General features: G+C 68.5%; 18 protein-coding genes. 5 read left to right on the top strand and 13 right to left on the bottom strand.

The annotated features are described in order from the left end of the window. Positions 1-36: 36 nt before the first annotated feature. Both fucP and A9Z05_RS19530 read left to right on the top strand, forming a co-directional pair. Entirely contained in the window at positions 37-1,410 is a 1,374-nt protein-coding gene (gene fucP, locus A9Z05_RS19535) for an L-fucose:H+ symporter permease (RefSeq protein ID WP_069619536.1), read from the top strand. A 2-nt stretch (positions 1,411-1,412) separates the two neighbouring features. Then, the gene (locus tag A9Z05_RS19530; protein WP_069619535.1) at positions 1,413-2,465 is read left to right on the top strand and encodes an aldose 1-epimerase family protein; all 1,053 of its coding nucleotides are present in this window, start codon (positions 1,413-1,415) and stop codon (positions 2,463-2,465) included. Between the two features lie 19 nt (positions 2,466-2,484). Here the strand turns inward: A9Z05_RS19530 and deoR are convergent, their stop codons facing one another. Then, the gene (gene deoR / locus A9Z05_RS19525) at positions 2,485-3,255 is read right to left on the bottom strand and encodes a DNA-binding transcriptional repressor DeoR (RefSeq protein ID WP_012337409.1); all 771 of its coding nucleotides are present in this window, start codon (positions 3,253-3,255) and stop codon (positions 2,485-2,487) included. 146 nt (positions 3,256-3,401) lie between these two features. Between deoR and deoC the strand changes: the two genes are divergently transcribed. Further along, complete coding sequence (deoC, locus tag A9Z05_RS19520; protein WP_069619534.1) at positions 3,402-4,082, top strand: deoxyribose-phosphate aldolase; 681 nt, start codon at positions 3,402-3,404, stop codon at positions 4,080-4,082. A gap of 162 nt (positions 4,083-4,244) precedes the next feature. Then, positions 4,245-5,108 (top strand): DUF2071 domain-containing protein, encoded by an 864-nt coding sequence (locus A9Z05_RS19515; protein WP_069619566.1) that lies wholly within the window; start codon positions 4,245-4,247, stop codon positions 5,106-5,108. A gap of 102 nt (positions 5,109-5,210) precedes the next feature. Here A9Z05_RS19515 and A9Z05_RS19510 read toward each other — a convergent pair whose 3' ends face one another. The 6 genes from A9Z05_RS19510 to A9Z05_RS19485 all read right to left on the bottom strand — a co-directional run bounded on the left by A9Z05_RS19510 (position 5,211) and on the right by A9Z05_RS19485 (position 14,054). Further along, a complete protein-coding gene (locus A9Z05_RS19510) occupies positions 5,211-6,065 on the bottom strand; it encodes a 3-hydroxybutyryl-CoA dehydrogenase (RefSeq protein WP_069619533.1) in 855 nt (284 codons plus the stop codon). Between the two features lie 38 nt (positions 6,066-6,103). Further along, the gene (gene bktB, locus A9Z05_RS19505) at positions 6,104-7,297 is read right to left on the bottom strand and encodes a beta-ketothiolase BktB (protein ID WP_069619532.1); all 1,194 of its coding nucleotides are present in this window, start codon (positions 7,295-7,297) and stop codon (positions 6,104-6,106) included. Positions 7,298-7,345: 48 nt separating this feature from the next. Continuing rightward, positions 7,346-8,974, bottom strand: a complete 1,629-nt coding sequence (locus A9Z05_RS19500; protein WP_371090904.1) for an electron transfer flavoprotein-ubiquinone oxidoreductase — start codon at positions 8,972-8,974, stop codon at positions 7,346-7,348. 80 nt (positions 8,975-9,054) lie between these two features. Continuing rightward, complete coding sequence (locus A9Z05_RS19495; protein ID WP_069619530.1) at positions 9,055-10,845, bottom strand: acyl-CoA dehydrogenase; 1,791 nt, start codon at positions 10,843-10,845, stop codon at positions 9,055-9,057. Positions 10,846-11,259: 414 nt separating this feature from the next. Further along, positions 11,260-12,420, bottom strand: a complete 1,161-nt coding sequence (locus A9Z05_RS19490) for an AraC family transcriptional regulator (protein ID WP_069619529.1) — start codon at positions 12,418-12,420, stop codon at positions 11,260-11,262. Then, complete coding sequence (locus A9Z05_RS19485; protein WP_069619528.1) at positions 12,420-14,054, bottom strand: AMP-binding protein; 1,635 nt, start codon at positions 14,052-14,054, stop codon at positions 12,420-12,422. The genes A9Z05_RS19490 and A9Z05_RS19485 overlap by 1 nt, the downstream gene beginning before the upstream one ends. 309 nt (positions 14,055-14,363) lie before the next feature. On the opposite strand from A9Z05_RS19485, the gene A9Z05_RS19480 reads away from it, so the two are divergent. Beyond that, positions 14,364-15,464 carry an AraC family transcriptional regulator gene (locus A9Z05_RS19480; RefSeq protein ID WP_069619527.1) on the top strand — a complete coding sequence of 367 codons (1,101 nt, stop codon included), beginning with the start codon at positions 14,364-14,366 and terminating at the stop codon, positions 15,462-15,464. 16 nt (positions 15,465-15,480) lie between these two features. Here A9Z05_RS19480 and A9Z05_RS19475 read toward each other — a convergent pair whose 3' ends face one another. From A9Z05_RS19475 to A9Z05_RS19450, 6 genes are all read right to left on the bottom strand, one after another. After that, positions 15,481-17,004 carry a HAMP domain-containing sensor histidine kinase gene (locus tag A9Z05_RS19475; protein ID WP_069619526.1) on the bottom strand — a complete coding sequence of 508 codons (1,524 nt, stop codon included), beginning with the start codon at positions 17,002-17,004 and terminating at the stop codon, positions 15,481-15,483. Further along, the gene (locus A9Z05_RS19470; RefSeq protein WP_050016036.1) at positions 17,004-17,723 is read right to left on the bottom strand and encodes a response regulator transcription factor; all 720 of its coding nucleotides are present in this window, start codon (positions 17,721-17,723) and stop codon (positions 17,004-17,006) included. Before A9Z05_RS19470 ends, A9Z05_RS19475 begins: the two co-directional genes overlap by 1 nt. 405 nt (positions 17,724-18,128) lie before the next feature. After that, the gene (locus A9Z05_RS19465) at positions 18,129-18,947 is read right to left on the bottom strand and encodes an aspartyl/asparaginyl beta-hydroxylase domain-containing protein (RefSeq protein WP_084044335.1); all 819 of its coding nucleotides are present in this window, start codon (positions 18,945-18,947) and stop codon (positions 18,129-18,131) included. Between the two features lie 95 nt (positions 18,948-19,042). Continuing rightward, on the bottom strand, positions 19,043-20,290 hold the full coding sequence (locus A9Z05_RS19460) for an MFS transporter (protein WP_069619524.1): 1,248 nt from the start codon (positions 20,288-20,290) through the stop codon (positions 19,043-19,045). Then, positions 20,287-20,730, bottom strand: coding sequence for a GNAT family N-acetyltransferase (locus tag A9Z05_RS19455; protein WP_069619523.1), 444 nt, complete (start codon positions 20,728-20,730; stop codon positions 20,287-20,289). The genes A9Z05_RS19460 and A9Z05_RS19455 overlap by 4 nt, the downstream gene beginning before the upstream one ends. Then, the gene (locus A9Z05_RS19450) at positions 20,711-22,174 is read right to left on the bottom strand and encodes a serine hydrolase (protein ID WP_069619522.1); all 1,464 of its coding nucleotides are present in this window, start codon (positions 22,172-22,174) and stop codon (positions 20,711-20,713) included. The genes A9Z05_RS19455 and A9Z05_RS19450 overlap by 20 nt, the downstream gene beginning before the upstream one ends. Between the last annotated feature and the right edge of the window lie 53 nt (positions 22,175-22,227).

The following is a 22,227-nucleotide window of genomic DNA, read 5'->3' as shown; positions in this document are numbered from 1 at the left end:
CGCCTTCATCGACGAGACATTGGGAAGGAGACACCCATGAGCCGGACCCCGATCGAACACACACCCGACGGCTATTACCTGAATCGCACGCCGCTCTTCGCGTTCACGCTGCTGTGCTGCCTGTTCGCGCTGTGGGGCACCGCCGCGAACCTGAACGACGTGTTGATCGCGCAGTTCAAGAAATCGTTCTTCCTGTCCGATTTCGAATCGGCGTTCGTGCAGTCCGCGTTCTATCTCGGCTACTTCTTCCTCGCGATTCCGGCCGCGACCGTCGTGAAGAAGTTCAGCTACAAGACGACGATCCTCGTCGGCCTGCTGCTCTACACGACCGGCTGCCTGCTGTTCTTCCCGGCCGCGTCGATGGCGAAGTACGGGATGTTCCTCGTCGCGCTGTTCGTGATCGCCGCGGGCCTGTCGTTTCTCGAAACGGCGTCGAACTCGTATTCGACGCTGATGGGCCCGCGCGACACCAGCACGCGGCGGCTGAACATCTCGCAGACGTTCTATCCGTTCGGCGCGATGGCCGGCGTCTACATGGGCAGCTTCCTGATCTTCAAGGAAGGCGACGCGTCGCATGCCCAGCTCGCGGCGATGTCGGCCGCCGATGCGCACACGCACCAGCTCGCGATGATCCAGGCCACGCTCGAACCGTACAAGTGGCTGATCGTCGTGCTCGTCGCCGTCTTCATCGTGTTCGCGCTCACGCCGTACCCGGCCTGCAAGGGCAACGGCGCGAGCGCGGTCACGCACCGGATCGACGCGCGCGGCACGCTCGCAAGACTGTTCGGCAACCGGCGCTTCGTCGCGGGCATCGTCGCGCAATTCCTGTATGTAGGCGCGCAGGTCGGCGTGTGGAGCTTCACGATCCGGCTCGCGATGCAGATCGGCGGCCTCACCGAGCGCGGCGCATCGCGCTATCTGCTCGCGACGTTCTTCGCGTTCTTCGTCGGCAAGCTGGTCGCGACGCTCGTGATGAAACGCGTCGGCCCGGCCAAGGTGCTGATCGTCTACGGCATCCTGTGCATCGCGCTGCTCGCGTACACGATCAGCGTGCACAACATCACGGCAGTCTATGCGGCCGTGTGCGTGAGCATCTTCCTCGGCCCGTGCTGGCCGACGATCTACGGGCTGACGATCGACGGCCTCGGCAAGGACACCGAATACGGCGGCTCGATCCTCGTGATGAGCATCGTCGGCGGCGCGGTCGTGCCGCTGATCCAGGGGCTGATCTCCGATCACACCGGCGGCAACATGCAGCTTGCGTTCGTCGTGCCGCTCCTGTGCTTCGTCGTGATCGTGTACTACGGCTTCTACTGCCTGCGCCACCTGCCGGCGGCGACGCCCGACGCGGCGGCCGGCGACCATGCGTCCGCACGCTACGCCGCGACGCGCAACACGTCGGGCGCCTGACCATGCGCGGCGAGATCGAATTGCGGCGCGACGACTTCCGCGAAGCGCCGCGCACGCTGTACCGTACCGACGGCCTCACCGTCACCGCGTTCGCGTATCCGTCCGGCGTCGAGGCGCTGAAGCTCGAGAACCGACGCGGTCATCTGGTCGTGCTGCCGTATCTCGGCCAGATGATCTGGGCCGCCGAATTCGACGGCCGCGACCTGACGATGAAGCACATGTTCCGGCAGCCGAAGCGCGCGGTGTCGATCATCGATACCTACGGCTGCTTCATGTTCCATAGCGGGCTGCTGCGCAACGGCTGCCCGGGGCCGGACGACACGCACGCGCTGCACGGCGAGATGCCGTGCGCGCCGATGGACCGCGCGAGCCTCGTCGTCGGCATGGATGCGCGCGGCGCGACGGTCGAAGTGACCGGCGAATACGAATACGTGCAGGGCTTCGGCAGCCACTACGTCGCGCGTCCGTCGGTGCGGCTGGCCGAACACGACGCGCGGATGACGATCGCGATGGACGTGACGAACCTCGGCGGCGCGCCGATGGACCTGATGTACATGGCGCACCTGAACTACGCATACGTGCCCGGCGGCCGCTTCGTGCAGTCGCTGCCGCGCGGCGGCATGCGGCTGCGCGACAGCGTGCCCGCGCACGTGAAGCCGACCGCCGCGTGGCGCGACTACACGGCCACGCTGGCGCGCGATCCGGTGCGGCTCGCGACACTCGATGCGCCCGCGCTGTACGACCCGGAGATCGTGTTCTTCATGAACGACGTGGCAACGGACGCCGACGGTGTCGCGCATTTCCGGCTCGCGCATCCGGACGGCGGCGCGTTCCACACCGCATACCGCCCCGCGCAATTCCCGCATGCGACGCGCTGGATCCTGCACAACGCCGATCAGCAGGTGGCCGCGTTCGCGCTGCCGTCGACCTGCGAGCCGGAGGGTTACGAAGCTGAGCGCCGCAAGGGCCACGTCGCGGCGCTGGCGCCCGGCGCATCGCGCCGCTTCGAGGTGCTCACCGGCTACCTCAGCGCGGCGGAAGCGCGCGATGCGTGACCCGATGCACGGCGCCGCGTCAGGTCACGAGCGCGATTCCGTGCTCGCGGATCGCCGTTTCGTAGCGGCGGCTCAGTTGCCCGTCGGAGATCACGTAGTTGAAATCGGTCAGTTCGGCGAAATAGGCCGCGCGCACTTCGTCGAACTTCGTGTGGTCGACCAGCAGGAAGCGGTTCTGCGCGCGCGCCATCACCTTCTTCTTCGCATCGACTTCGTGGAAGTTGAAGCACGTGACGCCGCAGCGCTCGCTCACGCCGGCCGCCGAGATGAACGCCTTCGACACGCGCACCGAATCGAGAATGCCCGTTTCGGCGACCGATTCGAACACCATGTTCTGCCGGTGATACGCGCCGCCGCACAGGATCACGTTGCAATGCGGCTTCTGCTGCAGCTTCGCGAACACGTTCAGCGAATTGCAGACCGCCGTGAACTCGAGGTCGTCCGGAATGAAATCGACGATGAACGGCGTGGTCGACCCGCAGTCGACGAAGATCGTGTCGCCGGTCGTCACGAACTGCGCGGCCAGCTTGCCGATGCGGCGCTTTTCCTCGGTCTGCCGGTTGTTCTCGGCGCTGATCAGGTACTCGCCGATGTCGCTGCGCTGCGCGGCGAAATGGCGCGTCACGTAGCCGCCGATCAGGCTGAGGCCGTGCGGGTTGTCCGCGAGATCGCGGCGGATCGTCATTTCGGACACGCCGAACAGCTCGGCGACTTCCCTCAGATGAATCGCGTTCTGCCCTTGCAGCACGTTCATCAATGTCTTGATCCGTTCGCCCTTCTTTGTTTCCATGCCTGTATCCTGCGTGCCCGCCGCGTGAGTCGCTCGTCGTGCCGGGCGCGCGGGCCCGGCCGGAATGTCGTATTTGTAACAAACCGATGTGAAAACATCAACTTTCCGTGTGCCCTTTCCGCACACGATCCGTGGAGTCCTGACACATGCCGCTTTCCAACGCCCAACTCGCCCAAACCATCGATCACACGCTGCTCGCGCCCGACGCGAGCGACGCGCAGATCCGCGAACTCTGCCGCCAGGCGGCCGAGCATCGCTTTTACTCGGTCTGCGTGAATTCGGCGAACGTGCCGCTCGCCGCGCGCGAGTTGGCCGATACCGGCGTGCTCGTCTGCGCCGTGGTCGGCTTTCCGCTCGGCGCGGGGCTGTCCGCCGCGAAGGCGTTCGAGGCCACCGCCGCGATCGCGGCGGGCGCCGGCGAGATCGACATGGTGATCAACATCGGCGCGCTGAAAAGCGGCCGCGCCGACGACGTGAAGGCCGACATCGACGCCGTGCATCGCGCGTGCGGCACGGTGCCGCTCAAGGTGATCCTCGAAACGGGGTTGCTGACCGACGACGAGAAGGTGCGCGTGTGCGAGATGTGCCGCGATCTCGGCGTCGCGTTCGTGAAGACGTCGACCGGGTTCGGCCACGGCGGCGCGACACTCGCCGACGTCGCGCTGATGCGCCGCACGGTCGGGCCGACGCTCGGCGTGAAGGCGTCGGGCGGCGTGCGCGACCGCGCGGCCGCGCTCGCGATGCTCGAAGCCGGCGCGACGCGGCTCGGGACGAGTTCGGGGGTGGCGATCGTCAGCGATCTAGGCGGCGGCGGTTCGGGGTATTGACACGCGAATGGCCGGCCTTCGCGTGCATGCATCACGCATCAGGACCGGCCGTGGCAATGTATCGCGCGAGCAGCACCGTGCGGCATCGCCCCGGCGGACAGGCGCGCGCTCGGCCCAGGACACGTGCCCGACGGCTTCCCCGCATGCGACAACCTCGGCACAATGCCGCCCATGCGCCACGACAACGCCTTCGTCTACCCGTCCCCCGGCTTCGCCGGCCGGCTCGCCAACCGGATCGTCGCGAGCGGCCCGCTGCTGCGCGCCCGCCGCGCGCTGCTGTCGCGGCTGCCGTTCCTGCAGCTCGCGAGCGACGTCGAGCATGTCGTGTATTGCACGTGGGTCGTCGATGTCGCGGCCGTCGCGCACCTCGTGCCGCGCGGCGTCACGCTCGCGAGCCGCGGCGGCCGCACGCTGTTCACGACGCTCACCTACCGGCATCGGCATTTCGGCCCGCGTGTCGCCGGCCCGCTGCGGCGCGTATTTCCGTCGCCGCTGCAGAGCAACTGGCGGCTCTACGTCGACGCGCTGCCGAACGGCGCGCCGGCCGAGCGCACCGTGCTGTTCGTGAAGAACGTGTTCGATCACCCGCTCTATGCGCTCGGCAGCCGGCTGTTCAGCGATGCGCTACCGTCGCATCTCGCGCGGCCCTTCACGCATGAGGCACGCGACGGACGCTACGACACGCGGCTGGCAGGCAGCGGCGGCAGCGCGCCCGACTTCCGCTGCACGGCCGAAGCGTCGCACGACCGGACGTTGCCCGATGCATTCGCCCCGTTCTTCGACGACTGGCGCGCGGCCGTCGCAGCGCTGTCGCTGCAGCACGCGGCCGTCGCCCATGTCGAGGACTGCGACCGCCTCGCGTATGCGTCGATCGACCTGCCGATCGACGTCGACGCGGTGCAACCGCTGAAAACGGTCGGGCCCGCCGGCGGCGACTTCCTTGCCCGCATCGGCGCGATCGGCGAACCGCTGTGCTTCGTCGTGCCCGACGTCGCGTTCCGCGTGCTGTCCGAGCGGCTGTTGTAACGCGCTGCTCGGGCGGTCCGCGCCTAAATCGCGGCGGCCGGAGCGCCATACAAAGCACGCGGCCGCCCGAAGGCGGCCGCGCGAAGTGGGATGAAGTGCCGCTTACTTGCTGTAGTCGTACACCCCACGCCCGGTCTTGCGCCCGAGCCTGCCCGCCGACACCATCTCGCGCAGCAGCGGACACGCGCGATACTTCGGATCGCCGAAGTCCTTCAGGAACACGTCCATCACCGCGAGGCACACGTCGAGGCCCACGAGGTCGGCCAGCGCGAGCGGCCCGATCGGGTGGTTCGCGCCGAGCTTCATCCCCGCGTCGATTTCCTCGGCCGACGCGATCCCTTCGGCCAGCACGAAGAACGCCTCGTTGATCATCGGCACCAGGATCCGGTTCACGACGAACCCCGGCGAATTGCGCACGCCGATCGGCGACTTGTCGAAACGCTCGGTCAGCGCGCGCACGGCCGACGCGGTCGCGTCGCTCGTCTGCAGCCCGCGGATGATCTCGACGAGCGGCATCAGCGGCACCGGGTTGAAGAAGTGCATGCCGAGAAAACGCGACGGATCGGCGAGCGGCGCCGCAAGCGCGGTGATCGAGATCGACGACGTGTTGGTCGCGATGATCGCGTCCGGGCGCGCGACGGCCTCGATCTGCTTCAGGATGCGGCCCTTCAGCTCGACGTTCTCGGTCGCGGCCTCGATCACGATGTCGACCGAGGCGAGCGTCGCGTAGTCGGTCGACGTCGTGATGCGCGCGAGCGCCGCATCGCGTGCGTCGGCCGCGAGCTTGTCCTTCGACACGAGCCGCTCGAGGCTGCCCTTCAGCGTCGCGAGGCCCTTGTCGAGCGCGGCGTCGCTGACGTCGATCATCACGACGTTCAGTCCGGCGACGGCAGCGGTTTGCGCAATGCCGTTACCCATGGTTCCGGCGCCCACGACGCCGACGGTTTCGATGGCCATGACGATTCCTGTGTATTCGGATGCTGAGCGGTCGATTATCAGATGTTCTCGAAGATTGCGGCAATCCCCTGGCCGCCGCCGATACACATCGTGACGAGCGCGTAACGCCCGCCGATGCGCTTCAGCTCGTACAGCGCCTTCACCGTGATCAGCGCGCCGGTCGCGCCGATCGGGTGACCGAGCGAGATGCCCGAGCCGTTCGGGTTGACCTTCGCGGGATCGAGGCCGAGCTCTTGCGTGACCGCGCACGCCTGCGCGGCGAACGCCTCGTTCGCTTCGATCACGTCGAGATCGGCGATCTTCAGGCCGGCGCGTTCGAGCGCCTTCTGCGTGGCCGGCACCGGGCCGATGCCCATGTACGCCGGATCGACGCCCGCATGCGCATACGCGACGAGGCGCGCGAGCGGCTTCACGCCCTGCGCGCGTGCGGCGTCCGCGCTCATCATCAGCACGGCGGCAGCGGCATCGTTGATGCCCGATGCGTTGCCGGCCGTCACGGTGCCGTTCTCCTTCGCGAACACGGGCTTGAGCTTCGTGAAATCGTCCGCGCTCGCGTCGTGCCGCACATGCTCGTCGGTGTCGAACGCGACCTCGCCCTTCTTCGTGCGGATCGAGATCGGCAGGATCTGGTCCTTGAAGCGCCCTTCGGCGATCGCGCGCGCCGCGCGGCGATGCGATTCGAGCGCCAGCGCATCCTGCGCGTCACGCGAGATGTCGTATTTCTTCGCGACGTTCTCGGCCGTCACGCCCATGTGGATCGTCTGGAACGGGTCGTGCAGCGCGCCGAGCATCATGTCGACGAGCTTCGCGTCACCCATGCGCTGGCCGAAGCGCGCGGCCGGCACGGTGTACGGCGCACGGCTCATGCTTTCCGACCCGCCGCCGATCGCGACGTCGGCGTCGCCGAGCATGATCGTCTGCGCGGCCGACACGATCGCCTGCAGGCCCGAGCCGCACAGGCGGTTCACGGTCAGCGCCGGCGTGTGCTGCGCGACGCCGCCGTTGATCGCCGCGACGCGCGCGAGGTACATGTCCTTCGGCTCGGTGTTCACGACGTGGCCGAACACGACATGCCCGACCGCATCGCCCGGCACGTTCGCGCGCGACAGCACTTCGGCGACCACCTTCGCGCCGAGGTCGGTCGGCGAGAAATCCTTCAGGCTGCCGCCGAAATCACCGATCGCGGTACGGACACCGCTCACCACCACGACTTCCTTCGCTGCATTGCTCATCGTCTCACTCCGGTTCGTTCGCGCCCGCGGGCGCGGGGATACGTTGCGTTACATGTTCGGGTAATTCGGCCCGCCGCCGCCTTCGGGCGTGACCCACACGATGTTCTGCGTCGGGTCCTTGATGTCGCAGGTCTTGCAGTGCACGCAGTTCTGCGCGTTGATCACGAGGCGATCGCCGCCGTCGTCGTTCTTCACGAACTCGTACACCGCCGCCGGGCAGAAGCGCGCCTCCGGCCCCGCGTACGTGCGCAGGTTCACGTTCACCGGCACGTTCGCATCCTTCAGCGTCAGGTGCGCCGGCTGGTTCTCCTCATGGTTCGTATTCGAGATGAACACCGACGACAACCGGTCGAACGTCAGCTTGCCGTCCGGCTTCGGATACGCGATCGGCTCGCACTGCGACGCCGGCTTCAGCATCTCGTGGTCCGCATGCTGGTGATGCAGCGTCCACGGCACGTTGCCGCCCATCACCTTCTGCTCCAGCCCGACCATCAGCGTGCCCAGGTACAGGCCCTTGGCCATCCACTGCTTGAAGTTGCGCGCGCGGTACAGCTCCGTGTACAGCCACGATTGCTTGAACGCATCGGGGTACGCATTCAGCTCGTCCGACTGGCGGCCGGCCTGCACCGCGTCGAACGCGGCGTCGGCCGCCAGCATGCCGGTCTTGATCGCCGCATGGCTGCCCTTGATCCGCGATGCGTTCAGGAAACCCGCGTCGTCGCCGATCAGCGCGCCGCCCGGGAACACCGTCTTCGGCAGCGACAGCAGGCCGCCGGCCGTGATCGCGCGCGCGCCGTACGACACGCGCTTGCCGCCTTCGAGGAACGCGCGGATCGACGGATGCGTCTTGTAGCGCTGGAACTCCTCGAACGGCGACAGGTACGGGTTCGTGTAGCCCAGGCCCACCACGAAGCCGACCACGACCTGGTTGTTGTCCATGTGATACAGGAACGAGCCGCCGTACGTATCCGGCTTCAGCGGCCAGCCGGCCGTGTGGATCACCAGGCCCGGCTTGTGCTTCGCGGGATCGATTTCCCACAGTTCCTTGATGCCGATCCCGTACGCCTGCGGATCGGCGTTCGCGTCGAGCTTGTACTTCGCGATCAGTTGCCGCCCCAGATGGCCGCGGCAGCCTTCGGCGAACAGCGTGTACTTCGCGTGCAGCTCCATGCCGAGCTGGAAGTTCTCGGTCGGCTCGCCGTCCTTGCCCACGCCCATGTTGCCGGTGGCGACGCCTTTCACGGAGCCGTCGTCGTTGTAGAGAATCTCCGCGGCCGGGAAGCCGGGGAAGATTTCCACGCCGAGCGCCTCGGCCTGCTGGCCAAGCCAGCGGGTCACGTTGCCCAGCGAAATCACGTAGTTGCCGTGATTCTTGAAGTTGTCGGGCAGCGCCCAGTTCGGCGTGGTCACCGCGCTCTTCTCGGACAGGAACAGGAAGCGGTCTTCGCTCACCTCGACGTCGAGCGGCGCGCCGCGCTCCTTCCAGTCGGGAAACAGCTCGGTGATCGCGCGCGGGTCCATCACCGCGCCCGACAGGATGTGCGCGCCGATCTCGGAACCCTTCTCGAGCACGCACACGCCGATCTCGGTGCCTTTCTCGGCGGCCAGCTGTTTGAGCCGGATCGCCGCCGACAGCCCGGCGGGGCCGCCGCCGACGATCACGACGTCGTATTCCATCGATTCGCGCGGGCCGTATTGCGCGAGCAAGTCCTGTGTGGTCAAAATCCTGTCTCCTGCTGCGTCCCGACCGTCAGCGGTCAGAACTGGTCTTCCGTCAACGCGAGCACGCTCTCGTTGCCCTTCGCGCCGACGATCGACGCTTCGAGCGCACTCGCCTGCACCAGCACGTGCTCCGCATAGCATTGGGCGATCGCGATCTTCGCATCGAAGAACGCGACGTCGCTCGCGCGATTCGCGTGCGCGGCCAGCAGCGCGCGCGCCATCTGCCATCCGCACAGCACGACGCCCGCGAGCTTCAGGTACGGCACGCTGCCCGCGAACACCGCGTTCGGGTCCTGCTTCGCGTTCGCCAGCACGTAGTCGACCACCGCCGACAACGCGCGCGCACCCTTCTCCAGTTGCGCCTTCATCGATGCGGCCGCCGCGCCGTCGAGCTTGCCGAGCGCCGCGACCGTGTCGCCGATCTCGGCGATCAGCGCCTTTGCGACCGCGCCGCCGTCGCGCAGCGTCTTGCGGCCGACGAGGTCGTTCGCCTGGATCGCGGTCGTGCCTTCGTAGATCGCGAGGATCCGCGCGTCGCGGTAGTACTGCGCGGCGCCCGTCTCCTCGATGAAGCCCATCCCGCCGTGCACCTGCACGCCGAGGCTCGCCACGTCGTTCACCATCTCGGTGCTCCAGCCCTTCACGACCGGCACCAGATATTCGTAGATGGCCTGATGACGCGCGCGCGTCGCGTCGTCCGCATGGCGGTGGGCAATGTCGCTGTGCGCGGCGGCCACGTAGGCCAGCGCCCGCGCGCCTTCGGTCAACGCACGCATCGTGCCGAGCATCCGGCGCACGTCCGGGTGATGGATGATCGTCACCGACTGCTTCGCCGAGCCGTCCACCGGGCGGCTCTGCACGCGTTCCTTCGCGAATGCGGCGGCCTTCTGGTACGCGCGGTCGGCCACGCCGATCCCCTGCATCCCGACGCCGAAGCGCGCCGCGTTCATCATGATGAACATGTATTCGAGGCCGCGATTCTCTTCGCCGACCAGGTAACCGGTCGCGCCGCCGTGATCGCCGTATTGCAGCACCGCGGTCGGGCTCGCCTTGATCCCGAGCTTGTGCTCGATCGACACGCAGTGCACGTCGTTGCGCGCGCCGAGCGAGCCGTCTTCGTTGACCATGAACTTCGGCACGATGAACAGCGAGATGCCCTTCACGCCTTCCGGTGCGTTCGGCGTGCGCGCCAGCACCAGGTGGACGATGTTGTCCGCCATGTCGTGCTCGCCCCACGTGATGAAGATCTTCGTGCCGAACACCTTGTACGTGCCGTCGCCCTGCGGCTCCGCGCGCGAGCGCACCAGCGCGAGATCCGAACCGGCTTGCGGCTCGGTCAGGTTCATCGTGCCGGTCCACTCGCCCGAGATCAGTTTCGGCACGTAGCGCTGCTTCTGCGCGTCGGTGCCGGCCGTCAGCAGCGCCTCGATCGCGCCGTCGGTCAGCAGCGGACACAGCGCGAACGACAGGTTCGATGCGTTCAGCATCTCGATGCACGGCGTCGCGATCAGCTTCGGCAGGCCCTGGCCGTCGTATTCGGCCGGATGCTGCAGCCCCTGCCAGCCGCCTTCGACGAACTGGCGGAACGCTGCGCCGAAGCCCGGCGTCGCGGTCACGACGCCGTCCTTCCAGCTGCTCGGGTTGCGGTCGCCTTCGACGTTCAGCGGCGCCAGCACCTCGCCGCAGAATTTCGCGGATTCGTCGAGCACGGCCTGCGCCGTGTCGTAACCCGCATCCTCGAAGCCCGGCAACTGCGCAACGGCGTCGATGCCTGCGAGTTCCTTCAGCACGAACAGCATGTCCTTGACGGGGGCGTTATAGCTCATGGTCGATGTTCCATTCAGGCGGTGAATAGGGCGCCACGGGGGCCGGTACGGCAAAACCGGCCAGTGCCGGGCGACGCGATGGGCCATCCTAACGCCGGGGATCCCGATTCCCATTGTCATATCCGGCCCACATGGTGACAAAACCGGCCACGGCGCACGCCGCCCGCGACCCTTGCGCCTGGCGGTGAAGCCCGTCGGGCGGGCGTCGGCGCCCGGTCCGTCCGTCTCGACAATGGCGGCAACGCGCGCCAAAAAAGCGACCGGGCGCACGCGCGGCTCCCCGGCTCGGTGCGGCAAAGGGAGCCGGTTATGGGAGTGTCCTCTGAAAAACCGGCCGTGAACACCGCAAAGGAGCCGGTTATGGGATGCGATCCTCGAACCGGCGAACCCGCGATACCCGGCCCCACTCCGGCGTCACGCGCGGCGCCGATACGTCCCCGGCGTGCTGCCCGTCCAGTGCCTGAACGCGCGATGAAACGCGCTCGGGTCGTCGAAGCCGATATCGGCGCCGATCGCCGCGATCGTGTCGGGCGTATCGGTCAGCCGCTGGATCGCGATATCGCGCCGCAGCTCGTCCTTCAGCACCTGGAACGTCGTCCCTTCGGCGGCGAGATGGCGGCTCAGCGTGCGCACCGAGCAATGCAGGTGCTCGGCCGCCTGATCGATCACGGGCAGATCCGGCAGCGCCGCCGACAGGTACTGCCGCACGCGATGGCACACGAGCTGCTCGCTGAACGATTCGAAGATCCAGTCGCCCGGCGCGCGCGCGAGGAACTTGCGCAGGTTGCGCTTGCTCTGCCGGATCGGCGCGTCGAGGTAATCGGCACTGAAGCGCATCAGCGTGCGCTCGCGGTCGAACTGCACGGCGCCGGTGAAGAAGTACAGGTGGTCGACCGCATGGCGCGGCCGCGGGCACGCGAACTCGATCTGCAGCAGCGGAATTTTCTGGCCGATCAGCCAGGAGCACACGCCGTGCACGAGCTTGAGCATCAACTCCTGGCCGAGCGCGCCGATCGGCCCGATGGCGTCGTTCGGGCGCAGCAGCACCTGCGCGACGAGCTCGTCGCGCTTCGATTCGACGAAGAAGTCGTCGAGCAGGATATGGAAGAATTGCCCGAAACGATGCAGCGCCGTTTCGAGGTTGCGCGCATCGAGCAGGCTCAGGCACAGGTACTTCAGCGTGCCGCCGCGCAACGGGCGCGAGAAGATGCCGGGCATCTCGTCGTCGAGGTCGATCGCGAGCGTGCGATACAGCGTCGAGAACTGCTCCTCCGTCACGCGCGCATGCGGCTCGCCGAGCAGCTCGATCGGAATGCCGGCGCCGCGCAGGTAGCGCTCGACCACGTCGCGCTGCACGCCCGCGCTCGCGAGAAAGCCGTTGACGAGCGAGATCGGCACCGTCGCGCTCGGCGACGGCAGCGCACGCCCGGGCCGGGCGGAAAGTGAATCTGAGCCGGTCATCGCGTCCCCGTCGATCGAACCGACCGCATTGTACTTGAGCGGCCCGCGCGCCACCTTCGGGGCTTTCCGCGCACCGGGCCGCGCAGCCTGGGCCGCGCGGCGCGGCGCCGTCATCAGTCGGCGCGGCTGAGTTCCCGGCGCAGGATCTTGCCGACCGTCGACTTCGGCAGCCGGTCGACGAAGCGCACGAGCTTCGGCACCTTGTACGCGGCCAGGCTCGCGCGGCAATGCGCGACGAGCTGCGCCTCCGTCACGTCGGCGTCCGGCGCGAGCACCACGAACAGCTTGACGGCCTCGCCCGTGCGCGGGTCCGGCACGCCGATGCACGCGCATTCGGCGACGCCCGGCAGCGCGGTCGCGACCGCTTCCACCTCGTTCGGGTACACGTTGAAGCCGGACACGATGATCATGTCCTTCTTGCGGTCGACAATCCGCAGGAAGCCGGCCGCGTCGAACACGCCGACGTCGCCGGTGCGGAAATAGCCGTCCGCGGTGAACGCGGCCGCGTTCGCGTCCGGCTTCTGCCAGTAGCCGCTCATCACCTGCGGCCCCTTCACGCAGATCTCGCCCGCGTCGCCGATCGCCACCTCGCGATCCTGGTCGTCGAGCAGCTTCACGTCGGTCGACGGCAGCGGCACGCCCGTGGTGCCGGTGAACCGGTCGATCGACTGCGGGTTGAACGACACGACCGGCGACGTTTCCGACAGCCCGTAGCCTTCGCGGATGAAATTGCCCGTCACCGCCTTCCAGCGCGACGAGATCACGTCGATCACCGCCGCGCCGCCGCCGGCCGACAGCTTCAGCCGCGACCAGTCGACTTCCTTCAGCCGCGGATGGCCGGCGAGCCCCGCGTACAGCGTGTTCACGCCGACGAACACCGTCGGCCGCGCGGCCTTCAGCACGTCGACGAACCCGTCCATGTCGCGCGGGTTCGCGACGAGCCAGTTCTGCGCGCCGATCGCGAAGTAGGACAGGAAGTTCACCGTCAGCGCGAAGATGTGATACAGCGGGATCGCCGTGACGACGACCTCCTCGCCCGGCTGGCGCGCATCCGGCACGATCGCCGCGAACTGCGCGACGTTCGCGACGAGGTTGCGATGCGACAGCGCCGCGCCCTTCGACAGGCCGGTCGTGCCGCCCGTGTACTGCAGCAGCAACAGGTCCGCGCCGCTCAGCGCAACCGGCTCGCACGCGAGCGATTCGCCGGCGGCGATGGCTTGCGCGAGCGCGATCGAACCGGGCGGCAGTGCGTCGCACGCGCCGGCCGGCGCATCGACGACGCCGAGATCGTCGCGCCCCACGCTCAGCACGGTGCGCACGCGCGTGCCGCCGATCACCTCCGCGAACGTGCCCATCGACCCGCCGCAGACGATCGCCACCTCGACCCCCGCGTCGTTGAGCTGATGCTCGAGCTCGCGCGCGGTGTAGTGCGGATTCACGTTGACCTGGACCGCCCCGATCTTCGCGACGGCGACGAACACGACCGGAAACGCGAGCACGTTGGGCAGCATCACGGCCACGCGGTCGCCCTTGCGCACGCCGACGACCTGCTGCAGATACGCGGCCAGCGCGCTCGACAGGCGTTCGACGTCGGCATAGGCAAGTGTGCGGCCGAACGCATGGAACGCCGGACGGTCGGCGAAGCGGTGCATCGCGTCGTCCAGCAGCGCGCTGACGGAAGGATGGCGATCGGCGTCGATCTCGGCGGGGATCGGGCCATACGACCCGAGCCAGTGTCTGTTCGTCATGTCTCACTCCTCTGGGGACGGCACGCCAGCCTGCGTGCCGTTCGCACGGCAGCCTGCACGCCGGAAGGACGCGGGCCGCCGCCTGATCGGCGACTATCGCGCGCACGACGCGCTTTGCAAATGATCCGGGCGGCCGAAACATGATCGAAACGGACAGGCGAAGCGCGTGCTGCGCAACATCACACGGCGAACACCTGTCCGCCCGGGCAGCTCCGTCGGCGCATCAGGGTGAACCCGGTGGCGAATGGGACCGTTCCCGAGCAGAATTGCGTGCCGTCAACGATATCGATTCGGACGCAGGATTCCGTCATGCCGCGCAGTGCGCTCTTCAAACCGACCGACGCCCGCCCCATCCGGCTGCCGGATGCCGCGGCCGCCCACGCGTTGCGCGAGCAGCGCTTCACGCCGGCCAAGCTGGCCGTGCTCGTCGACGTGGCCGCGCAAGCCGGCCTCGACCCGGCGACGGTGCTCGCCGGCACCGGCCTCGCGCCGGCCGACGTCGCGGACCCGTTCACGCTCACGTCGCCGCTGCAGTTCCTGACGGCCGCACGCAATGCGGTCGGCCGGTACGACGGCACCGACCTTGGCGTGCGCGTCGGCCGCCTGCTGCGTGCGTCGAGCTACGGCATGTACGGCTACGCGATGCTGTGCTCGGAATCGCTCGCGCGCGCGTTCGATTCGGCCGTCAAATATCACCGGCTCGCGAACGGCATGCTGCCGATCCGCTGGGTCGAACAGGGGGACACCGCGTCATGGCTGTTTCCGGACCGGCACGACGTCGCGCTGCCCTGCCTCGACGAGTCGCTGTACCGTTTCCTGATCGACATGCAGTTCGCGCTGCACGTGACGATCATCAAGGACGTGATGGGCGGATGGTGCGTGCCCGCGCGCGCGCAGTTCGCGCAGCCGCGGCCGCCGCACGGGGCGTTGCTGGCCGACGCGCTCGAATGCCCGATCGCATTCGACCAGCCGCATCACGTGCTCAGCTATCCGGCGGCGTGGCTCGCGCGTGCGCCGCAGCTCGCGAATCCGATCACCGCCGCGCAGATGTCGTCGCACTGCGCGCAATTGCTCGACGAATTGCGCAGCCGATCGGGCATCACGCGACGCGTCTACGAGGAGCTCACCCGCACGCCGGGACAATTCCCGGACATCGACGCGATCGCCGAGAGCCTGTGCATGACGTCGCGCACGCTGCGCCGCAAGCTCGAAGCCGAAGGCACGTCGTACAGCGAACTGCTGACGAGCGTGCGCAAGGCGCTCGCGATCGACTATCTCGGCACGACCACGCTCAGCACCGAGGACATCGCGCTGACACTCGGCTTCAGCGATGCAGTGGGATTCCGCCACGCATTCAAGCGCTGGACCGGCACGACGCCGAGCGACGTGCGACGCAAGCGCGGCAAGTAGCGCCTGCCGGGCGCGGTCAGTGCGTGCCGTCGCCCGCCGCCGGCGACGCGACTGCCAGCGCGAACTCGAACACCGCGCCGCGCCCGGGCCGATCGACGAGCCGGATGCCGCTGCCGTTGAGCGCCAGCATCCGGTGCACGATCAACAGGCCGAGCCCGCCGCTCGTCGCCGTGCCGCCGCTCATCGGCCGCTGCGGCCGCTGGAACAGCCCTTCGCGCCGCGCCGCCGGAATCCCTTCCCCGGTATCCGATACGGTCACGATCACGCGGTCGCCCTGCGGCGCCAGCGCGATCTCGACCTCGCCGTGCGAAGGCGTGTGCCGCAGCGCGTTGTCGAGCAGGTTGGTCAGCACGCGCTCGATCATCCCGAGGTCGGCCGACACGACCGGCACGCGCGGCGGAATCCGCGCATGCAGCGCGACCCCACGCGATTGCGCGGCCAGCTCGAATTTCTGGAACACGTCCTGCACGAGATCGATGAGCGAGAACGGCTCGCGCTCGGCCTGCACGCCGCCCGATTCGAGCCGTGCGAGTTCGAACAGCGCCTGCGCAAGCCGCCCGACCTTCGCGCTCTGCGCGAGTGCAATCGACAGGTAGCGCCGCCGCTCGGGCTCGGGCAGCGTGTCGGCCTTCAGCGACAGCGTCTCCAGATAGCCGTGCAGCGACGTGAGCGGCGTGCGCAGGTCGTGCGAGATGTTCGTGATCAGTTCGCGCCGCTGCTGGTCCTGGCGCGTCAGCGCGCGCCACTGGTCGCCGATCCGGTCGGCCATCTGCGCGAACGCGGATTCGAGCACCGCGATATCGTCGCCGCGGCGGCCCGGCGGCAAGCGCAGCACCGGCGGCGGCGTGTCGGGCGTGTCGGGCCCACCCGGCGCGCGGGGCGCACCGTTCGCGTCGAAGTCGCGCATCGCGGCCGTCAGCCGGCGCAGCGGGCGCGTGATGAAGCCGAAGGCAACGAGGCCCGCGAGCAGGCCGAGCAGCGCGACGATCGCCATCGACCACAGCGTCGTGCGCAGCACGTTGCCGGCGTCGACGCGCGCGGCGAGCCGGTCATGCGCCTCGCCGAGCAGCACCACGTAGATGTAGCCCGACGGCGGCTGCCCCGCGCGCTGCAGCGGCGCGGCGCTGAACACCTTGCGCGCGTCCGGGCTGCGCGGATCGTCGCCGAGGATCGGCAGCGGCTGGCCCGCGATGAAGCGCTGCACCGGCGCGAGATCGACGCGGTCGCGCTTCACGTGGCCGGGCGGCGCATCGTCGCCCTTGATGCGCCCCGTGTTGTCGAGCAGGTACACCTCGACGCTCGGGTTCACGCCCATCAACTGTCCGAACAGCGTGCGCACGGCGTCGGGGCGCAGCCCGTTCGCGTCCATCAGCGGCGCGCTGCCGGCGATGTTGGCGGCCAGGTCGCGCGACAGCGCCTGCACGACTTCCTTCTCGCGCATGTCGTTCGCGCGGATCTGCAGCCACGCCGACGCGCCCGAGCACGCGAGCAGCAGGATCGAGAACACGAGCGACAGCCGCCGGGTGAGCGTGAGCTTCATCATGCGTCCCGCTGGCCCGGCGCGGCGAGCTTGTAGCCGCGTCCCCACACGGTCAGGATCCGCACGGGCTCGGCCGGATCGGCCTCGATCTTCGCGCGCAGACGGTTGATGTGGGTATTGACCGTGTGTTCGTAGCCTTCGTGCTGGTAGCCCCACACGGCGTTCAGCAGGTCCATCCGCGAGAACACCTTGCCCGGATGGCGCGCGAAGAAATACAGCAGGTCGAATTCGCGCGGCGTGAGGTCGATGCGTGCGCCGTCGACGCTCGCCTCGCGCGCGATCGGGTCGATCGCGAGCCCCGCGACGTCGAGCGTGCCCGCATCGATCCGCGAATCGCGCGCGAGCGCATCGACGCGCCGCAGCAGCGCCTTCACGCGCGCGACGAGTTCGAGCACCGAGAACGGCTTCGCGAGGTAGTCGTCGGCGCCGAGTTCGAGGCCGAGGATCCGGTGCACCTCGCTCGACCGCGCGCTCGTGATGATGATCGGCGTATAGCGCGTCATCGCCCGCGCGCGCCGGCAGATCTCGAGGCCGTCGACACCCGGCAGCATCAGGTCGAGGATCAGCGCGTCCCAGTTGCCCTGTTCGAGCAGGCGCAGCCCTTCGGCACCGTCCGCGCTGTGCACGACCTCGTAGCGCTCGTCGCGCAGGTGCAGGCTCAGCACGTCGGCGATGTCGGCGTCGTCCTCGACGATCAGGATGCGTTTCGGTTGGTCCATGGCGGTGGGCGGCGGCACGTCGGCGCGGAGCTCAATGACGGTGGTCGGCGGGCGGTCGGCCCGCGTCGAAGCGCGGAGGAAAACCGCGCTGCCGTCATTGTGCAAAATTTTGCGGCGGCGAGGGATCACATTTCGTTTAAGTTTGGATCGTGCTCGCGATGTCAGCCAATATCCGCAAGGCTTCCCGCTCCGGCCCTTCAAACTCGATCCCACGCGCCCGCGCGACCACCCGACAGACACGAAAAAACGGGCGCGAGATGCCCTGTGCCGCCCTTTCCCTCGGCGCGGCGCGCGGCCGGCACCCGCGCGCGCCGGTGTAAAAACGAGCGCGGTGCCGAATACCAGCCTGACCCAGCCGCTAGCGGTCGATGATCGAAAGGCGACCGCCGGCCGCCCTTCCCCGCGTTACGCCGCGGCCGCTTCGGCCCAGGGCGGCCGGAAATCCAGGCCGAGATGCTGGCTGATCGCCGCATCGAGCCGCTCGAGCGCGTCCCGCTCGATCCGCGTGATGCCCGGATGCCAGATATCGACCAGCAGGCAAACCCGCGGCTCGTCGCTGTCGTTCCAGCTCTCATGCTCGAACGTATCGTCGAAAATGATCGCGCGCCGATCCGGCCACTCGCGGGTCTCGTCGCCGACGCGCAGTCGCGAGCCGTGCGGCACGATCAGCGGAAGCTGGCAGGTCAGCTTGAGATTCGTCGTGTCCGAATGCGGCGGAATCCGCGTGCCGCCCTGGATCACCGAAAAGATGAACGCGCCGCTCGGGCTGAGGAAATCCTGCACCTCCCGCATCAGCGCCGCGGTGCGCGGGCAGCGGCGACAATTCTCCTCGACCTCGGGCTCGCCCTTGCGCCTGAAATAGAACGACCCCCAGTCGTTGCGCCGGATCGACTCGAACCGTCCCGCCACCTGCTCTTCGTACGGCAGCAGCATCGGCGTGGTCACCTGCGCGAGAAACTCCTCGCGCAGCACGTCGACCGACGCCTCGAGCGTCGACGTGAACGCCTCGAGTTCCGGATAATCGGACGCCTCGTACCACGGCTTCCCGTCGAGCCCCGGGAAATAAAACAGCAACGGCCGCTGATGTTTCGGCAACACGGGCAACGGAACCCGCCCCGTATTGATGTCGACGAACTCGATCACGCGTTCGAGCTCCGCCATCCCGTACTGGGACACGAGCGCATCCAGCGTGTCGTGAATCGCATTGCGCATCTCCTGTTTCAAAGTCGCTCTCCTTGGCTATCGTGGGGGTGACAAACGAAAAAGATTGCCGCTACCGCATGACGCATCGCACCTGAATCGATCCGGCGCGCCCATCCCTACACGCGCGCCGTCGCCTTCGCCTCTTCCACCGGGTCGGCGGCCCAGCCGCCGATCGTGGCGCCGTATCCGGACGCCGCCGCGACCAGCACGCCGACGCCGCACCACACCGCCTGCACGCCCCACTGGCTGACCAGGTAGCCGAGCAGGACCGACGCGATCATGCTGCCGAGCTGGAACACCAGCGAAAAGAACGAGACGGCGCGCGATCGCAGCGCATCGGGCGTCCGGTGATGCAGCACCGCGTTGACCACCGCGCCGGCGATGCCGAGGCACAGCGCGACCCCGCTCAGCACGACGCCGAACGCGACGACGTGATTCGCCCAGCGCGTCAGCACGAGGCTCACGGCGAGCCCGGCGAACGGCAGCGTCACGGCGAGCGCCGGCCGCGCGGCGCATTGCTTCATCACGCGATACGACACCCATCCGCCCGCGCCCTTCACGACCAGCATCAGCGTGAGGAACAGGCCGAACGCCCAGGTCGCGCCATGCATCGGCACGAGCGTCTTCAACACGACCGGCCAGTAGCTCTCCAGCACCGACACGACGCCGCCGAGCAGCATGCAGAGCAGGATCAGCGGCCGCACCGCGCCGCCGTGCCACGTGAACCGGACCAGTTCGCGAAGATCGTCGAGCATCCTGCCGGCCGGCACCGCCTCGCGCGGCGCCTGCTCCGCCTCGGCGAAAAACCACGACGTGAGGCCCAGCAGCACGACGAACAGGCCGCATGCGAGAGCCAGGCCGATCTTGTACGGGTTGTCGAACAGCCGGCTGCCGATCAGGTCCGGGAGCACGCCGCCGACCAGCGACATGCTTGCCAGCCCGAGCGCGGAGGCCAGTTCCGCGCGGCCGAGAAAATACGGAATCCGCTTCGTTTCGCCGTGCTCGCGCAGCAGGCCGACATACCACGCGTCGACGGTCCCGGAACTCATCGCGCGCGCGATGCCGAAGCTCGCCGCCGCGAGGTACAGCATCGGCTTCTGGCTGAAGCACAGCATCAGCGCGCAGCCGACGCTGTTCATCAGCAGCGATACGCGATAGGTCCGGATACGGCCGACGCGGTCGGCCATCGCGCCGAACGGCAGCTCCAGCGCGATGGTCGACAGGCTGAACAGCGCCGCGTAAAGCCCGATCTCGAACAGCGTGAAATGGTTGTGCAGCAGGAACAGCGTGACGACCGGCAGCACGAGGCCGAAGGTGCCCCACAACGCCGCCTGCTGCAGGCAGTACCGCAGGTGAACGGTCATCGGCGGTCCTTGTCGCCGGACTCGAGCAGCAGGTACTCGCCGTCTTCCGCGCTGCCGGCGCCGATCTCGACGAAGCCGCACGCCGCATAGAACGCCAGCGCCGGCGCGTTGGCGCGCAGGCACTTGAGCCGATAGCGGGTGGCCGGCCAGCCCGGCAGCGCACGCAGCAGCGCACGGCCGACGCCGCTCCGGTGGTGCGGCCGGGACACGTGCAGGTGATGGATGAAATGGTCGGGCTCCCAGACCGACACGAAGCCGGCGAGTCGCCCGCTTCCGTCCTCGGCGACCCTCAGCCGCTCGCCTTCCGTCTGGGCGTCGAAATCGGCCGGCTCGAACGCGCCGGCCGGCTGCCAGACGAAGGTCTCGCGGCGCGAGTACAGGAACAGCTCGCGCAGGGCCGGCATATCGGCGGCCACGGCGTCACGCACGGTGATCTTCATGATTCGCTTCCCTTGCAGCGGTCGTGGTTGCCGGATCGGCGCAGCCTGGCAGGCTCGCCATCACGTCGGCGACGAAGCGTTCGGTGTCCCAGCTGTGGTCCACCGTCGCGCCCAGCCGCGTGATGACCGCGCGGCACGACGGCACGATCACCACCAGCTGGTGATTGAAGCCGTCCATCATCATCAGGTCCTCCGGCAGCGACGGAAACCGGCGCGCGCCGCCGGCGCCGGCATTCAGCCACAGATGCGCGCCGAGCCGGCCGTCGTGCCGGGTCGCCTCGGGCGTCGCCATGAAACGCACCCAGTCCTCATCGACGATGCGCGCGCCGCGCCACACGCCGTGCTGCAGGATCAGCTGGCCGAGCTTCGACCAGTCCCGCGCCGATGCCAGCATGTAGCTGCTGCCGACCAGCGTGCCCGACGCGTCGGGCTCCATCATCGCGGTGCGGATGCCGAGCGGCTCGAACAGCCGCGCCCGTGCAAACGGCACGATGTCGAGCGGCCGCGGCGAGACCGCGCGCGCGATGATCTTCGCGATCAGCACGCTCCCGCCGCTCTGGTAGTCCACCTCGCGGCCGGGCGCGACCTTCAGCGGCCGGCTCGCGACGAAGCGCGCCATGTCGGTCGACTGGTAGAGCATCTTCGTCGTGTCCGAGCCGGGCAGATAGCCTTCCTGGTAGTCCAGTCCGCTCGTCCATTGCAGCAGGTCGCGCAACCGGATCGCCTGGCGCGGGTCGCCGGACGACGCCCAGTCGTCCAGCAGGCGATCCTGCGCGAGCGTCAGTTTGCCGTCGCGGGCCAATATGCCCGCCAGCAATGCGGTGACGGTCTTCGTCATCGACCAGCCGAGCAACGGGGTGTCGGCCGTGACGCCCGGCGCGTACCGCTCGCCGACGAGCTTGCCGTCCTGCCGCACGACCACCGCCAGCGTGTTGCGCAGCGATCCGGGCGCCGGCTCCGCCACCGCGCGATCCAGCACGGCGCCCAGCGCCGGCGGCGGATCGGACGGTGCGGCATCGTCGAGGTGGTCGGTCTCGGCCGCCGCGCCCGGCAACGCGAGGCCATCGCCCTCCACGCGCAACGCGTCGAGCGCGTCGGCCGGCGCGATCGTGCAGCCGAGGCCCGGCCGGTACAACGCGACCGTCGCGCGCAGCACGCCGAGCCCGGCGGCCTCGACGGTCTGTCGCGCACGGTCGATCCGGTACGTGACGAAGTCGAACAACGGATTGATCGGCTGCACCTCGCGCGCGAACACGGCGCGCGCACCGTCGTCGCGACCGTCGCCGCCGGCGAGCACGCGCACGCACAGGTAATGCGACGCATAGCCGGTCGCGGCGGGCAGCGCCCAATACAGCAGGCCCACCGCAACGGCCAGCAACAGCATGACGGTGACGGCGAGAATCCTGACGGCGGTAGCGACACGGGACGAAGGACGATCCGGCATGGGCGATGTTTTCCTGGTTCGACGATTCGACGAGACGATGCGGGCGGCCCCGC

The sequence above is a fragment of the Burkholderia sp. A2 genome (assembly GCF_001729305.1).
Classification (GTDB): domain Bacteria; phylum Pseudomonadota; class Gammaproteobacteria; order Burkholderiales; family Burkholderiaceae; genus Burkholderia; species Burkholderia sola.
Note: the sequence above shows the minus strand (reverse complement) of the source record. Positions and strands in the feature narration are given on the sequence as shown.

Coding starts and splice junctions, on each gene's coding strand:
- A9Z05_RS19450 (WP_069619522.1), bottom strand. CDS start 22,174: ATGCCGGATCGTCCTTCGTCCCGTGTCGCTACCGCCGTCAGGATTCTC.
- deoC (WP_069619534.1), top strand. CDS start 3,402: ATGCCGCTTTCCAACGCCCAACTCGCCCAAACCATCGATCACACGCTG.
- A9Z05_RS19530 (WP_069619535.1), top strand. CDS start 1,413: ATGCGCGGCGAGATCGAATTGCGGCGCGACGACTTCCGCGAAGCGCCG.
- bktB (WP_069619532.1), bottom strand. CDS start 7,297: ATGAGCAATGCAGCGAAGGAAGTCGTGGTGGTGAGCGGTGTCCGTACC.
- deoR (WP_012337409.1), bottom strand. CDS start 3,255: ATGGAAACAAAGAAGGGCGAACGGATCAAGACATTGATGAACGTGCTG.
- A9Z05_RS19485 (WP_069619528.1), bottom strand. CDS start 14,054: ATGACGAACAGACACTGGCTCGGGTCGTATGGCCCGATCCCCGCCGAG.
- A9Z05_RS19500 (WP_371090904.1), bottom strand. CDS start 8,974: ATGGAATACGACGTCGTGATCGTCGGCGGCGGCCCCGCCGGGCTGTCG.
- A9Z05_RS19510 (WP_069619533.1), bottom strand. CDS start 6,065: ATGGCCATCGAAACCGTCGGCGTCGTGGGCGCCGGAACCATGGGTAAC.
- A9Z05_RS19470 (WP_050016036.1), bottom strand. CDS start 17,723: ATGGACCAACCGAAACGCATCCTGATCGTCGAGGACGACGCCGACATC.
- fucP (WP_069619536.1), top strand. CDS start 37: ATGAGCCGGACCCCGATCGAACACACACCCGACGGCTATTACCTGAAT.
- A9Z05_RS19515 (WP_069619566.1), top strand. CDS start 4,245: ATGCCGCCCATGCGCCACGACAACGCCTTCGTCTACCCGTCCCCCGGC.
- A9Z05_RS19455 (WP_069619523.1), bottom strand. CDS start 20,730: ATGAAGATCACCGTGCGTGACGCCGTGGCCGCCGATATGCCGGCCCTG.
- A9Z05_RS19495 (WP_069619530.1), bottom strand. CDS start 10,845: ATGAGCTATAACGCCCCCGTCAAGGACATGCTGTTCGTGCTGAAGGAA.
- A9Z05_RS19480 (WP_069619527.1), top strand. CDS start 14,364: ATGCCGCGCAGTGCGCTCTTCAAACCGACCGACGCCCGCCCCATCCGG.
- A9Z05_RS19460 (WP_069619524.1), bottom strand. CDS start 20,290: ATGACCGTTCACCTGCGGTACTGCCTGCAGCAGGCGGCGTTGTGGGGC.
- A9Z05_RS19490 (WP_069619529.1), bottom strand. CDS start 12,420: ATGACGGCGCCGCGCCGCGCGGCCCAGGCTGCGCGGCCCGGTGCGCGG.
- A9Z05_RS19475 (WP_069619526.1), bottom strand. CDS start 17,004: ATGAAGCTCACGCTCACCCGGCGGCTGTCGCTCGTGTTCTCGATCCTG.